15 protein-coding genes are annotated in these 13,857 nt (G+C 71.9%); 11 read left to right on the top strand and 4 right to left on the bottom strand.

What is annotated here, in order from left to right; all coding sequences use genetic code 11:
• The first annotated feature begins 32 nt into the window (after positions 1–32).
• Complete coding sequence (locus tag GWK61_RS45195; RefSeq protein ID WP_194918815.1) at positions 33–449, top strand: MarR family winged helix-turn-helix transcriptional regulator; 417 nt, start codon at positions 33–35, stop codon at positions 447–449.
• A 66-nt stretch (positions 450–515) separates the two neighbouring features.
• Here GWK61_RS45195 and GWK61_RS45190 read toward each other — a convergent pair whose 3' ends face one another.
• Positions 516–2,363 carry an AMP-dependent synthetase/ligase gene (locus GWK61_RS45190; RefSeq protein ID WP_194918809.1) on the bottom strand — a complete coding sequence of 616 codons (1,848 nt, stop codon included), beginning with the start codon at positions 2,361–2,363 and terminating at the stop codon, positions 516–518.
• 254 nt (positions 2,364–2,617) lie between these two features.
• Between GWK61_RS45190 and GWK61_RS45185 the strand changes: the two genes are divergently transcribed.
• From GWK61_RS45185 to GWK61_RS45165, 5 genes are read left to right on the top strand one after another with little or no spacing between them, the layout of a single operon-like run.
• Entirely contained in the window at positions 2,618–3,058 is a 441-nt protein-coding gene (locus GWK61_RS45185) for an SRPBCC family protein (RefSeq protein WP_194918807.1), read from the top strand.
• Positions 3,055–4,323, top strand: a complete 1,269-nt coding sequence (locus tag GWK61_RS45180; protein ID WP_194918804.1) for an ArsA family ATPase — start codon at positions 3,055–3,057, stop codon at positions 4,321–4,323. The genes GWK61_RS45185 and GWK61_RS45180 overlap by 4 nt, the downstream gene beginning before the upstream one ends.
• Positions 4,324–4,339: 16 nt before the next feature.
• A complete protein-coding gene (locus tag GWK61_RS60175; RefSeq protein WP_194918802.1) occupies positions 4,340–4,825 on the top strand; it encodes a DUF5304 family protein in 486 nt (161 codons plus the stop codon).
• Positions 4,825–5,763: an ROK family glucokinase gene (locus tag GWK61_RS45170; protein ID WP_194918800.1), complete on the top strand. Its 939-nt coding sequence runs from the start codon at positions 4,825–4,827 to the stop codon at positions 5,761–5,763. Before GWK61_RS60175 ends, GWK61_RS45170 begins: the two co-directional genes overlap by 1 nt.
• Before the next feature lie 43 nt (positions 5,764–5,806).
• Positions 5,807–6,514: an endonuclease/exonuclease/phosphatase family protein gene (locus GWK61_RS45165; RefSeq protein ID WP_194918791.1), complete on the top strand. Its 708-nt coding sequence runs from the start codon at positions 5,807–5,809 to the stop codon at positions 6,512–6,514.
• 326 nt (positions 6,515–6,840) lie between these two features.
• On the opposite strand, the gene GWK61_RS45160 is transcribed toward GWK61_RS45165, so the two are convergent.
• Both GWK61_RS45160 and GWK61_RS45155 read right to left on the bottom strand, forming a co-directional pair.
• Complete coding sequence (locus tag GWK61_RS45160; RefSeq protein ID WP_194918789.1) at positions 6,841–7,596, bottom strand: hypothetical protein; 756 nt, start codon at positions 7,594–7,596, stop codon at positions 6,841–6,843.
• 1 nt (position 7,597) lies between these two features.
• Positions 7,598–8,392, bottom strand: a complete 795-nt coding sequence (locus GWK61_RS45155) for an alpha/beta hydrolase (protein WP_194918786.1) — start codon at positions 8,390–8,392, stop codon at positions 7,598–7,600.
• Positions 8,393–8,535: 143 nt separating this feature from the next.
• Here GWK61_RS45155 and GWK61_RS45150 point away from each other — a divergent pair, with 143 nt between their 5' ends.
• The 5 genes from GWK61_RS45150 (at position 8,536) to GWK61_RS45130 (ending at position 12,769) form a co-directional block, all read left to right on the top strand.
• Complete coding sequence (locus GWK61_RS45150) at positions 8,536–9,345, top strand: lysophospholipid acyltransferase family protein (protein ID WP_228564006.1); 810 nt, start codon at positions 8,536–8,538, stop codon at positions 9,343–9,345.
• On the top strand, positions 9,342–10,727 hold the full coding sequence (gene macS, locus GWK61_RS45145; protein WP_228564005.1) for a MacS family sensor histidine kinase: 1,386 nt from the start codon (positions 9,342–9,344) through the stop codon (positions 10,725–10,727). The genes GWK61_RS45150 and macS overlap by 4 nt, the downstream gene beginning before the upstream one ends.
• A gap of 115 nt (positions 10,728–10,842) precedes the next feature.
• Complete coding sequence (locus GWK61_RS45140) at positions 10,843–11,496, top strand: response regulator transcription factor (RefSeq protein ID WP_194918811.1); 654 nt, start codon at positions 10,843–10,845, stop codon at positions 11,494–11,496.
• Positions 11,493–11,924 (top strand): GNAT family N-acetyltransferase, encoded by a 432-nt coding sequence (locus tag GWK61_RS45135; protein WP_194918782.1) that lies wholly within the window; start codon positions 11,493–11,495, stop codon positions 11,922–11,924. The genes GWK61_RS45140 and GWK61_RS45135 overlap by 4 nt, the downstream gene beginning before the upstream one ends.
• 113 nt (positions 11,925–12,037) lie before the next feature.
• The gene (locus GWK61_RS45130) at positions 12,038–12,769 is read left to right on the top strand and encodes a maleylpyruvate isomerase family mycothiol-dependent enzyme (protein ID WP_194918780.1); all 732 of its coding nucleotides are present in this window, start codon (positions 12,038–12,040) and stop codon (positions 12,767–12,769) included.
• 30 nt (positions 12,770–12,799) lie between these two features.
• On the opposite strand, the gene GWK61_RS45125 is transcribed toward GWK61_RS45130, so the two are convergent.
• Positions 12,800–13,857 (bottom strand): alpha/beta hydrolase family protein (locus GWK61_RS45125; RefSeq protein WP_194918778.1); only part of this gene is annotated, 1,058 nt, incomplete at its 5' end.

Here is a 13,857-nt window from a genome sequence, read left to right as displayed (position 1 = left end):
GCCCCGACCCCAGCCCCGACCTAGGCCACGAGATCGCCGAATCCCTCGGCCTGCTGATCCAGCGCGGCACCCGCGCCGGGCTCTACGCCGCGCTCGTCGAGGACGTCGCCGACGGCCTCGACGAGAACGCCTACCCGGTCCTGAGCGGCCTGGCCCGCACCGGCCCCCGCAACGCCGCCGACCTGGCCGCCGTGATCGGCCTGGACCGCTCCGGCGTCAGCCGGCACGCCTCGCGCCTGGAGGCGGCCGGCCTGATCCGCCGCGAGGCCGATCCCGCCGACCGGCGTTCGGTGCTGCTCGTCCTCACGGATGACGGCGCGGCCGCGGTCGAGAAGATGCGCGGCCGCTTCGCCGAGCGGGTCGCGTCGGCGCTTTCGACGTGGCCTCCGGGGGAGGCTGAGACTTTCGCGCGTGGGCTGCGCCGCTTCGCCGAGGAAGGGCCTTTCTGAACGCCAAAAGGGCGCCCCCAAAGGGACGCCCTTCCGTTTTGCCAAAGACCGCTACTGCCCGGCCGTCTACTGCCCGGTCGTCGACCCGACCCCGGCGTAAAGCTCCTCTACGTCCGCGGCGTTCTCCTGCATGACCACGTTCCGCTTGAGCTTCATCGACGGCGTCACCTGCCCGCCCTCGACGCTCCACTCCGTGCCGAGCACCGTGAACTTCTTGATCGCCTCGGCGTGGCTCACCGTGCGGTTCGCGTCGTCGACCGCCTTCTTCACCTCGTCGCGCACGTCCGGGTCGGCGGCGGCGTCGGCGATGCTCCAGTCGGCCGGCTTGCCGTGCGCCGCGGCCCAGGTCGGCAGGGACTCCGGGTCCAGGGTGACCAGGGCGCCGATGAACGGCTGCTTGTCGCCGACCACCATCGACAGGTTCACCAGCGGGTGCGCGTTGATCCGGTCCTCCAGCACGGCCGGGGCGACGTTCTTGCCGCCGGCGGTGACCAGGATCTCCTTCTTGCGGCCGGTGATCGACAGGTAGCCCTCGTTGTCCAGGGAGCCGATGTCGCCGGTGGAGAACCAGCCGTCCTCCATGGCCTCGGCCGTGGCGGCGTCGTTGTGGTAGTACCCGGAGAACAGCATCGGGCCCTTGACCTGGATCTCGCCGTCCTCGGCGATGCGGATCGAGGCGCCGGGAACCGGGACGCCGACCGTGCCGGGGCGCGCCTTGCCGATCGGGTTCAGCGTGATCGCCGCGCACGTCTCGGTCAGGCCGTAGCCCTCCTGCACCTGCAGGCCGATGCCGTGGAAGAAGTGCACCAGCCGGGTACCCAGCGGCGCGCCGCCGGAGACCGCCAGCGTCGCGTTGCCGCCCAGGGCCGCGCGCAGCTTGCCGTAGACCAGCTTGTCGAACACCGCGTGCCGGACCTTGAGCCCCAGCGGCACCTTGCCCGCGTACTCGGCGCGGGACCAGGCGATCGCGGTGGCCGCGGCCTTGTCGAAGATGGCGCCCTTGCCCTCGGCGTGCGCCTTCTGCGACGCGCCGTTGTAGACCTTCTCGAACACCCGCGGCACCGACAGGATGAAGGTCGGCTTGAAGCCGCCCAGCTCCTCGACGATCTTCTTGGTGTCCGAACAGTGCCCCAGCTTCACCCGCGCGGTGAGCGCGGCGGTCTGGATGACCCGGGCCAGCACGTGCGCCAGCGGCAGGAACAGCAGCGTGGAGCCGGAGTCGTTGAACGCCGCGGCCGCCATCCGCGTCACGTTCTCGCACTCGGCGAGGAACGTGCCGTGGGTCAGCTCGCAGCCCTTGGGCCGGCCGGTGGTGCCCGAGGTGTAGATGATCGAGGCCGGCGACTCCGGGGTGGCGGCGCGGCGGCGCTCGGCCAGGTCCTCGTCGCTGATCGCGCTGCCGGCCGCGGTCAGCTCCTCGACCGCGGTCTTGCCGCTGTCCGGCTCGATCACCCAGACCTGCCGGACCGACGGCGCGCCGCCCAGGCCCGAGCTGGTCTCGCCGGTGCGCGCGCTGTCCACGCAGGCGGCGTTGGCGCTGGTCTCGGCGAACACCGCGACCGCGCCGGAGTCCGACAGGATCCACTCGACCTGCTCGGCCGAGGAGGTCTCGTAGATCGGCACCACGACCGCGCCGGCTTCGAACAGCGCGAAGTCCAGCAGCGTCCATTCGTAGCGGGTGCGGGACATCAGGGCGACGCGGTCGCCGACCGCGATGCCGGCGGCGGCGATGCCCTTGGCCAGGGCGGTGACCTCGCCGAGGAAGTCCTTGGCGGTGACATCGCGCCACACGCCGCCGACCTTGCGGCCCAGCAGTGCCGCGGCGGGGGCCTGCTCGGCCGCGTTGTGCACCACGTCGGTCAGATTGCCGGTGGCTCCGACCTCGTAAAGCGGCGGGACGCTGAACTCACGCACGGTTTTCTCGACTCCTCGTCTTCGAGGCCGGACGACGGGGCGGCCGGGCGCCGCGTGGGGTCGAGGCGCGCCCTGACGCTACTGCTTATTACCAACCGGTAGGTAGTACTTGATGCTGTTTCGTAACCTGCATGACTCCTGGCCATGCCTGTGTTGCTGGACACCATCATGCCCTGCCGCGACCCGCGACCGGCCGTCAGGTGTGCCGTACGCGATAGCCTTGGCCGCAACCACCGACGGCGAGGAGGCGGGCCATGTCCGAGCGCACGAAGTCCAGCATCGACATCGCGGCTCAGCCTGAGGCCGTGATGCGGGTGATCACCGACTTCGAGGCCTACCCACAGTGGACCTCGGAAGTGAAGGAAGTACGCATCGAAGAGCGGGACGACGCAGGTCGGGCCACCAAGGCCTGGTACCGGATGGACGCCGGCGCGCTGCGCGACGAGCACACGCTGGCCTACGAGTACCCCTCGGACGCCGAGGTCCGCTGGACCCTGGTGTCCTCGAACATGATGCGCGCGCTGGACGGCTCCTACGTCCTGGAGGCCACCGACGCCGGCAGCCACGTCACCTACCAGCTCGCGGTGGACGTGAAGCTGCCGATGGTGGGGCTGCTCAAGCGCAAGGTGGAGAAGCTGATCATCGACCGGGCGCTGTCCGGGCTGAAGAAGCGTGTCGAGGCGATCTCCGCGTGACGCGTCTGCTCTTCCTGACCGGCCCCGGCGGTGCGGGCACCACGACCCTGGCCGCGGCCACCGCGCTGCGGGCCGCCGCCGGGGGGCACAGGGTGCTGCTGCTCGGGGTATCCGACGCGGGCGAATTAGCCGCCGTGCTCGGCGCGTCGGGCGTGTCGGGGGACGGAAACGTCCTCGATATCGACGAGGGATTCGACCTCGAAGAAGGGCTTGAAGACGGGCTCGAAGAAGACGGCGAAGCCGACCGTGAACACGGCGAACTCGAACACGGCCCCGCCGCCGACCGCGCCGCCCGCCGGGAGACCCTGGCCCGCCTGACCGTCCGCCGCTTCGACCCGGCCGCGGCCACCGAGACCGCCCTGGCCGACCTCGCGAAGCTGCTGTCCGGTCCGCTGGCCGCCGCAGGGCTGTCGGCACCGGACGCCGCCGAACTGGGCCCCGTGCCCGGCCTGCCGGACATCCTCGCCCTGCGCGAGATCTCGACCGCCGTAGCCTCCACCGAGTGGGACACGGTCGTGGTCGACGGCCCGCCGCTGAAGGCCGCGCTGGCGATGCTGGCCTGGCCGGAGACCGCGGCGGCGGCGCTGCGCCGGGTGCGGCCGATCGAGGGCCAGGCGGCTCGCGCGCTGCGTCCGCTGCTGGCCGGCCTGGTCGGGCTGCCGACGCCGTTCGCGATGGTCACGCAGTGGACCGACAACGCCGCCGCCGAGATCGCCGGCGTGCGCGCGGCGCTGGTGCACCCCGGCAGCGTGGTGCGGGTCGTGGGATCGTCCTCGGCCGCCGCCCAGCCGCTGCTGCAGGCCACCCCGACGCTGCTCGCGCTGCAGGGCCTGCGCGCCGATCTCGGCACGCTCGCCGACGTCGCCCGGGTCCCGGAGGAGCCGCTGGGCGTCGCGGCGCTCGAAGCCCTCGGCGAGATCGTCTACAAGGACGCCGATCCCGGCCCGGGGCTGGTCGACCCGCCCGAGCCGACCATGATCACCGAGGCTGACGGCTACCGCTACGACGTGCCGCTGCCCGGGGTCGAGCGGGACCAGCTCGGGCTGGTGCGCTCCGGCGACGAGCTGGTGGTCAGCATCGAGGTGCCGGGGGTCGCCGCGCACCGCCGGGCGTTCCCGCTGCCGGCCGCGCTGCGGCGCTGCCGGATCGCCACCGCGCGCATCGCCGACGGCGTGCTGCGCGTCGGCTTCAAGCCGGACGAGAGCCTGTGGCCCGAGCGCTTCCTGACGGACCATAGTGAAGACACACAAAACGGCGACCGGTGACGGGAGGGACACAGCCGTGAGCGACGACCAGAAAGACATCCCCTTCGAGGACAGTCCGCCGAAACCCGCCGGCACTGATCACGCCGGCGGCGCGGACACCGCAGATCAGGGGCACAAGGGCCCCGAATCCGGCAACCCGGACGCCGAACACACGGAGCCGACGGCGAAGGCTTCCGAGGAGCGGACACCCCCCGGCCCCGGCTCGACAGGGCCCACCGGCGTGCGCGAGGATCTCGGGACGCTCGCCGAGGAGGCGCGCAAGCTCTGGGCGACGCTGGAGGCGCGCGTCGTGGCCCCGGCGGTCCAGTCGTACCCTGAGGTGGCGCGCCATCTGGGCGCCGCCGGCCGGGAGGTCGCCGCGGCGCTCCGGTCGGCGGTACGCGGCTCCGAGCAGTCCTGGCGGACCGGCGGTCCCGACGGCGACAAGGCGCGGCAGCAGGAGAAGATCACCGTCGAGCGGGTGGACCGGATCGATCCGCCCGAACAGAAGAACAGGGACTAATGACTCTCACCATCGGCGTAGACATCGGCGGCACGAAGATCCTGGCCGGCGTGGTCGACGAGACGGGGAAGATCCTCGACTCGGTCAAAGTCTCCACTCCGGAGAACTCCGACCTGACCGCCGACGCCATCGCCGAGGCGGTACGCAAGGTCCGCGCGGACTACGAGATCGGTGCCGTGGGCCTGGGCGCCGCCGGCTTCATCGACGCCGACCGCGCCACCGTGCTGTTCGCCCCGAACGTCTCGTGGGTCAACGAGCCGCTGAAGACCCGCATCGAGGAGCGCATCGGCCTGCCGGTGGTGGTGGAGAACGACGCCAACGCCGCGGCCTGGGGCGAGGCCAAGTTCGGCGCCGCCGCCGGGCACGACGACGTGGTGGTGATAACCGTCGGCACCGGCATCGGCGGCGGCCTGATCCTCGGCGGCTCGCTGTACCGCGGCCGCTTCGGCATCGGCGGCGAGCCCGGGCACTACCGCGTGGTGCCCGACGGCCGGCCCTGCGGCTGCGGCAACCGCGGCTGCTTCGAGCAGTACGCCTCCGGCAACGCCCTGGTCCGCGCCGCCCGCGAGCGCGCCGCCGCGGCCCCGGGCCGGGCCAAGGAGCTGCTGGGGCTGGGCGACGGCACCGTCGAGGGCATCCAGGGCTCGCACGTCACCGAGGCCGCCCGCAACGACGACGTGATCGCCCTGGCCGCGTTCAACGAGATCGCCGACTGGCTCGGCCAGGGCATGTCGGACATCGCCGCCCTGCTCGACCCCAGCGCGTTCGTCCTGGCCGGCGGCGTCTCCGAGGCCGGCGACCTGCTCCGCGCCCCGGCCGCCGAGGCCTACCGGCGCAAGCTGGCCGGCCAGGGGCACCGCCCCTACGCGCAGGTCCTCACCGCGACCCTGGGGCCGGACGCCGGTCTCATCGGCGCAGCCGACCTCGCACGGGTGTGAGCGCTTTCCTCTGTAGCGATCACCGCCTAGCGTGGTGATCGCTATGGAGGAGACGGTACGCATACTCACTTATAACGTGCGGTCCTTAAGAGACGACCGCGCAGCGCTCGCACGCGTCGTGCGCTCCTGTGCCCCTGACGTGGTCTGCGTCCAGGAGGCACCCCGCTTCTTCGGCTGGCGCCGCGCCGCCCTGGCGATGGCGGCGTCCTTCGGGCTGCGGGTCGTGACCGGCGGCGCCGACGCCTCCGGCAACCTGCTGCTGGCCGGCCCCGAGGTCAAGGTGGACGCCACACAGGTGCTCTACCTGAAGCACCGCCGCGGCTACCACCTGCGAGGGATGGCGCTGGCCGCGCTACGGATCGGCGACAGCCGCTTCACCCTCGCCTCGACGCACCTGAGCATGAACCTCGAACAGCGCGTCCACCAGGCCGGGGAGGTGCTGGGACACCTCGACGGCTTCGCCGAACGGAACCAGACGAAGGCGCGGATCCTGGCCGGCGACTTCAACAGCTATCCCGGCAGCATCGAGTGGAACATCATCACCGAGCGGCTGAACGACGCCTGGATGCTGGCGCCGGTGGGGGACGAGTTCACGTCGACCGGGGTGAACCCCTACCAGCGGCTCGATGCGGTGTTCGTGTCGAGGGACATCCACGTGGTGCGCGCCGGCGTGCCCACGGACCTGATCTCGAAGGCCGACGAGGCGCTGGCGACCGACCACCGGCCGGTGCTGGCGGTGGTGCGGATCTGAGGTGACGGCGGGAGCCGGACACCGCCGGCAGGCGCTGGCGGTGTGGGCCTCAGCGGGCGTTCAACCAGCATGCGCGGGCGGCGTCGCGCAGGATCACCTAGCCCCGATGGCGATGCTGTGGCGGCGGTGTCGGTGTCGGTGTCGGTGTAGTTGTCGGTGGCCCGCTGTACACATGTGCTAGGGGGCGAAAGTGCCTAACAAAATGCCGCAGCCGCTCAGCTGCTCGCCCCGCAGCCACTCGGCCACGCAACTCCGCGGCCGCTCGGCCCTGCAGTCGCTCAGCCGCGCAACTCCGCAGCTACTCAGCCCCGCAGCCGCTCAGCCCCTCAGACCACCGCACCATTGTCCGGATCGTCATACTCATCCCGATCCGGCTTCATCCGCGCCACCAGGCTGATGATCCCGCCGAACACGCCGATGATGGCCAGCCAGCCGAAGTAGTCCGGCGTGTTCCACTTCAGCAGTGTGTGCAGCACCAGGAACCCCACGCCGCCCAGCAGTAGCGTCCAGGACGCCAGGGTGGCCGCGGCGACCTGCGGCAGCGGCGGGTCCGGCGGTTCGTAGTGCTCGACGTGGTCCAGGGGGTCGACGGTGATCTCGTCGGTCGGCTCGACGATCTCCGGGTGCCACTCCGGGCGCGGGTCGAGTACCGGGTAGCGCACGATCTTGCGCGGCGCCGGGGTCTGCGGCCCCTGTGGCTGCGGGTCGGGGGCCGACTCGCCGTGGAAGGCGGCGACCAGCTTGTCGAACTCCACGCGTTCGCGCGCGATGCGCTCGTCCTCGGTCTCGGGCGCGTCGGACGCGTGCTCGTCGGGCGTGTCGGCCGCGCCGGACCCGCCGGCGCGGCTGGACAGGCCGGACAAGTCGACCAGATCCGGCAGTTCGGTCAACTCGTTCAGCTCGGTCAACTCGTTCAGATCATTCAGGTCGTTCAGCTCGGGCCGGTCCGACCCCGCGCCGTCGGCGGCGGTCGCGCCCGCCGCGGCGGTCGCCACCTCCTCGGCGGGCGCGTCGGCCGGCTCCCTCGACTCGGCGGGCTCCTCGGGCAGGCCGGGCCCCGGTTGTTCGCTGGCGGTGCTCACATCAATTCCCCAACCCGGCGACCCGCCGGACGAATTCCACGCTTCCGGCATAGATCTGTTCCGCGTCGTGGTCCAGGGTGGCCACGTGCGAGCTCTTCTCCAGCACCTTCTCGGTCACGTCGGTGGAGGAGATGCGGGACAGGATCACGGCGCTGTTCGACGGATGGACGACCGGGTCCTGGACCGACCGATACAACAGGGTCGGCTGGGTGACCTTCGGCAGGTCGGCCTGGACGGTGCGCCAGCCCCCGGCGAAGGAGTCCAGGGCCTTCAGGGGCACCCGGTCGTAGGCCAGTTCGCTGACACCCTGCTTGTTGATCGCGTTCCCGATCCCCGGGACGCTGGGCACCAGGTGCTTGAGTACCGGCACCAGCCTGATGACCGCCTTGTCGGGCTTGACCGAGGCGTTGACCAGCACGATCCCCGCGACGTCGGCCCCGTGCCGCTCGGCCAGCCGCAGGGCGAGCGTGCCGCCCATCGACAGGCCCATGACGAACACCCGGTCGTACCCGGCCAGCAGCTCGTGCAGCGCCCGGTCGACCTCGGCGTACCAGTCGTCCCAGGTGGTGACCTGCATGTCGTGCCAGTCGGTGCCGTGTCCGGGCAGCCGTGGCAGCCGCACCCCGAACCCGGCTTCCACCAGGTGCTCCGCCCAGGGGCGCAGTGACTGCGGCGAGCCGGTGAAGCCGTGGCACAACAGCACGCCGATCCGCGGTGCGGCCTGGCCGGCCGGCTCGGTCTGGTCGGTCTGGTCGTGCGAGAAGGGCTCGGCACCGGGGAGCACGGGCGCGGTCATGGTCACCATCGTTCCACGGCGGACGGGGGGAGTACAGCGACGCCGCACGCAGTAGTGTTCGCTTCGGAAACCCGAAGATAACCCCGCGCGTTGCAGGTATGAAGTCACTGTACGCGTATACCGCCCTACGGAGAGGCAGACGGTTGTTCTACGGCTTGCTCAAGGTCGTCTTCCTGGGGCCGCTTCTCCGGGTGCTCTTCCGGCCGTGGGCCAAGGGGCTTGAGCACATCCCGGCCGACGGTCCGGTGATCCTGGCAAGCAACCACATGTCCTTCTCCGACTCCTTCTTCATGCCGTTGATGGTCCCGCGCCCGGTGTACTTCCTGGCCAAGAGCGACTACTTCACCGGCAAGGGCGTCAAAGGATGGCTGACCGCGGCGTTCTTCCGCGGCGTGCGCTCGGTGCCGATCGACCGCGCCAGCGCCAAGACCGCCGACCCGGCGCTGAAGACCGCGCTGAAGATCCTGTCCGAGGGCAAGGCGCTGGGCCTGTACCCGGAGGGCACCCGCTCGCCCGACGGCCGCCTGTACAAGGGCCGCACCGGCATCGCGCGCATCGCGCTGGAGTCCGGCATCCCGGTGGTGCCCTGCGCGATGGTCGGGACCTACGAGATCCAGCCCACCGGCCAGGTGATGCCGAAGATCAAGCGGGTCGGCGTGCGCTTCGGCGAGCCGCTGGACTTCTCCCGCTACCGCGAGGTGCCCGGCGCCGTCGACGACCGCTACATCCTGCGCTCCATCACCGACGAGATCATGTACGCGCTGATGGACCTGTCGGACCAGGAGTACGTCGACATGTACGCCACCGACGCCAAGAAGATCCTGGCCGCCGAGAAGGCCGCCGAACGCGCCGAGCAGCGCGCCGAGGCGAAGAAGGCCGCCGCCGAGGAGCGCCGCGCCGCGATCGAGGAGCAGCGGCAGCTCGAGGCCGACGAGGACGCCCAGCGGCAATGAGCGGGGCATTGAGCGGGCCGGGGGATCCGTCGTCGCTCGCTGCGCTGTCGCAGGATCCACAGGCGCAGAGTCTCCAGGTGCCGGACGCGCAATCCCTTAGTGCGCAATTGCAGAGCGCGCAGAGCCTGCAGGACCCGCACAGCCTGCAGAGCGCGCAGAGCACGCAGAACGCGCAGTCGCAGCAGCGCGGAGCCGTCGACACCGCGATGTGGCGCGCACTCGGCTTCTTCCGCTCTCTAGCGCTCCTCTACGCGATCGCCCGCTTCGCCGCGTCCTATAGCCGCTACGCACACATAGGCGGCGCGATCGCAGTGCTGTTCACCATGGCTGTCTGGACAGCCTGGACCGGCATCGTCTACCACCGCACCACCACGACCCGCCGCGCGCTGCTGGCCTTCCTCGCCGCCGACTTCGCGGCCGGCGCGGCCGCCGTGCTGAGCACCGACCTGGTCGACACCGCCGCGCGCATCGACTCCGGCGCCATGACGCTGCCGACCGTCTGGTCCTCGGCCCCGGTGATCGCCGTCGCCATCGCGCTGGGCTGGCGCGGCGGCGTGGCGGCGGCCGCGCTGATGGGCTGCGTGGACCTGCTGGAGCGCGGTGCGCTGAGCCAGGACTCGATCCACAACATCGTCCTGATGGGCCTGACCGGCGCGGCCGTCGGCTACGTCACCGAGCTCGGCCGCACCGCCGAGCACACCCTGGTCCGGGCCCAGCGCCTGGAGGCCGCCACCCGCGAGCGCCAGCGCCTGGCCCGCGACATCCACGACGGCGTGCTCCAGGTGCTCGCGCTGGTCCAGCGGCGCGGCGCGGAGATCGGCGGCGCAGGCCGGGACCTGGGCCGCATGGCCGGGGAGCAGGAACTGGCGCTGCGGTCGCTGGTCAACAGCTGGCACCACGTCGACGAGGACGCCGGCGACCCGGTGGACCTGGACCTGAGCGCGCTGCTCGGCCGGCTGGCCGGGCCCCGGGTGACGATGGCAGGACCCGGGACCCCGGTGACGCTGCCCAGCCCGGTGGCGCGCGAGGTGGCCGCTGCGGTCGCGGCGGCGCTGGACAACGTCCGGGTGCACGGCGGACCCGGCGCCGACGGCCTCGGGGCCCGCGCCTGGATCCTGGTCGAGGATGAGCCCGAAGGAGTGACGGTGACGGTCCGCGACGACGGCCCCGGCATCCCCGAGGGTCGGCTGGACGAGGCCCGCGGCGCCGGCCGGCTCGGGGTCGCGCACTCGATCCGGGGTCGCGTGCAGGACGTCGGGGGCCGGGTCGACGTGGTCTCCATCCCGGGCCAGGGCACGGAGGTCGAGATGTGGGTGCCGCGGCTGCCCGCGCCGCGCGGCGCCGCGAGCTCGGTGTCGGCGCTGCGCAAGGCTCTGCGGTGAGGGGGCGTCGCGGCGCCGGCTCTATCCGCTGTTCTGACCATAGGCCGATACGGCGAGTGCGATGAGTGGGCCCGCCTCGGTAGGGTCGGGGACCGTGAACACTCAGGTCAGGGTCATGGTCGCCGACGACCACCCGATGTGGCGGGACGCGGTGGCCCGCGACCTCGCCGAGGCCGGGTACGACGTGGTGGCCACGGCGGGGGACGGCGAGGAGGCGGTACGGCGCGGGACGGCCGCGCGGCCGCAGGTCGTGGTGCTGGACATGCAGATGCCCCGGCTGTCCGGCGCCGAGGTGACGGCCCGCCTGGTGGCCGCCGACCCGGATGTCAAGGTATTGGTGTTGTCGGCCTCCGGCGAGCAGCAGGACGTGCTGCAGGCGGTGAAGGCCGGCGCGATCGGCTACCTGGTGAAGTCCGCCAGCCGCGAGGAGCTGCTGGCGGCCGTGGAGCGCATCGCGGTCGGCGACCCGGTGTTCACCCCCGGCCTGGCCGGGCTGGTGCTCGGGGAGTTCCGCAAGCTGGCGACGGCGCCGCCGGGCACCGGGGCCGGGGCCGCCGCCGACGCGCCGCGGCTCACCGAGCGCGAGACCGAGGTCCTGCGGCTGGTCGCCAAGGGGCTGTCCTACCGGCAGATCGCCGACCGCCTGGTGCTCTCGCACCGGACCGTGCAGAACCACGTCCAGAACACGCTCAACAAGCTCCAGCTGCACAACCGTGTCGAGCTGGTGCGCTACGCCATAGCCCAAGGGCTCGACGAGGACGACGCATGACCCACTCTGCCCACCTGACCACCGGCGGCCGCGACGCGGAGCTCAGCGAGGCGCTGGACGCCGGACTGGACGAGTACAACTTCGCCGCCACCGGGACCTCGAAGGCCGACCAGGACGCCTTCTCGGTGAAGGTGGCCGACGACGCCGGCGCGATCGTCGGCGGCCTGACCGCCTGGACCTGGGCCGGTCTGTGCGGCATCAGCATGCTGTGGGTCCGTGCGGACGCCCGCAAGGACGGCTGGGGCTCGAAGATCCTGCTGGCCGCCGAGACCGAGGCCCGGCGGCGCGGCTGCGACCGGGTCGCGGTGTCCTCCTTCACGTTCCAGGCACCGGACTTCTACAAGCGCCACGGCTACGTCGAGACCGGCCGCACGCTGGGCATCCCCGGCGGGGCCGAGGACGTCCACATGTTCAAGCGGCTCGACTGATCCACCACTGGCGATCTACCACCGGCGATCCACCATTGGTGATCCAGCACCGGCTCATCTCGACCGGCGGTAATCAGACGTGAGACCGGAGCCGTTGGGGTAGCTTCCGCCCCATGGCGGATTTCGACTTCTTCAGCGTCCTGCGCTCCGAGCTGGACGCCTACGGCGCGCTGCTCGTCGGCCTCACCAAGGCAGACCTGGAGCGGCAGGTGCCGGCGTGCGCCCCGTGGACCCTCTACGAGCTGACCGACCACCTCGGCAACGGCAACCTGTGGGTCACCACGGCGGTCCAGGAGGGCCACGGCCGCAACGACCAGGAGCGCACCGCGCCGCACGACCCGGCGTCCCTGCACACCTGGTACCTCAGCACCGTCGACCAGATCACCACCGCCCTGTCCGCCGACGCCGCGACCGAGGCCTGGACCTTCAGCAGCCTGATGCCCCGCACCGTCGGCTTCTGGCAGCGCCGGCGCGCGCACGAGACGCGGATGCACCGCTGGGACGCGCAGCACGCGCTCGGCGCGGCCGCCGCCATCGACGCCATCGACCCCATCGCCCCGGCCTTCGCCGCCGACGCGATCACCGAGGTGTTCGAGCTGTTCGCGCCGCGCATGATCCAGCGCGGGCTCGCGGCCGAGCCGGCGAGCGCGCTGCGGCTGACCGCGACCGACGTCGGCCGGTCCTGGGAGTACGGACCCGGGGAGCCGGTGTCCGAGGTCGCCGGTGCGGCCTCGGACCTGGCGCTGATGCTGTGGAACCGGGTCGGGGTGGACGCCGAGGGGTTGGCGTGGAGTGGCGATAGGGCCGCGGGGGAGCGGGTGGTCAGGGCGCCGCTGGTGCCCTGAGGGCCCGGAGGGCCCTCATTGCTCCGAGCGTCACGCCATGAACTGCACGTCCGGGAACTCCGGCGACGGCCCGTCGAGCAGCGCGCTGTGCCGGTGCCGCAGGTGCAGGTCGAAGAAGGCGAGCGGATAGGCCTGCTGGATCCGCACGCCTTCGTTCGGGTCCATGGTGCCGACGAAGCCCTGGACGGTCGCCTGGCTCAGCCCGAGGATCTTCGCCGCCTGCAGGATCAGGCCCTCGGAGTCGGTGAACGCGATGTGCTCGGCGCCCTGGAGTTGCAGGTAGCGGCGCCAACCGAGCAGGTGCGTCCAGAACTCCTGGGCGTCCGGGTCGGCGGCCCGGGTGAACACGGCGCTCATCATCATGAACGGCTTGTGCAGGTCGGTGGTGATGGTCGGCTCCATCGGACCGTCGAAGGCCAGGCCGGCGCGGATGCGGTCGTCGGCGATGGTGGCCAGGGCGGTCGCGGTGCCGCCCTTGGACCAGCCGAACATGCCGATCCGCTCCAGGTCGAGGCTGCCGGCCAGGCCCTCGGGCAGCGGCTTGCGGTCGACGTCGGGGTTGCGGCCGGCGGCGATGTCCTCGACGCGGTCCAGGATGAATCGGGCGTCGGCCGCGAAGTCGCTCGGCGACATGGGGACGTGATCGGTGAAGTCGGGAGACAGGACCGGGCCGCCCGGGAACTGGGTGTAGGCGTCGTAGGTGTGGTCGACGGTCACCACGATGTATCCGTGGCTGGCGAGCTGCTGCACGACGGTGGTGGCGTCGGAGCGGTGGTCGTGCGCGCCGTGCGAGAACACGATGACCGGTCGCGGGCGTCGGCCGCGGTGGACCGGGGCGCCGAGGTGCCCGGCGGTGACCGGGACCGGCAGGCTGGCGGGGTCGAAGCCGACGTTCGCGAGCCAGGCCTGGAAGGTGCCGGTGGTCATCCAGGGTGCGACCGGGTAGCGGTCGGCGTCGCGGGCCGGGTACCAGATGCTGGCCATCAGCTCGTAGGGCTGGCCGGGGTTCAGCGGGTCCGGGCGGGCGCTGTCGACGAGGTGCAGGTCCACGGTGCCCACGCGGTGCGGGCCGGTCGGCGGCGGGATGG

Source organism: Catenulispora rubra (genome assembly GCF_015356825.1).
GTDB lineage: Bacteria > Actinomycetota > Actinomycetes > Streptomycetales > Catenulisporaceae > Catenulispora > Catenulispora rubra.
This window is presented reverse-complemented; position numbering and strand designations above follow the sequence as displayed.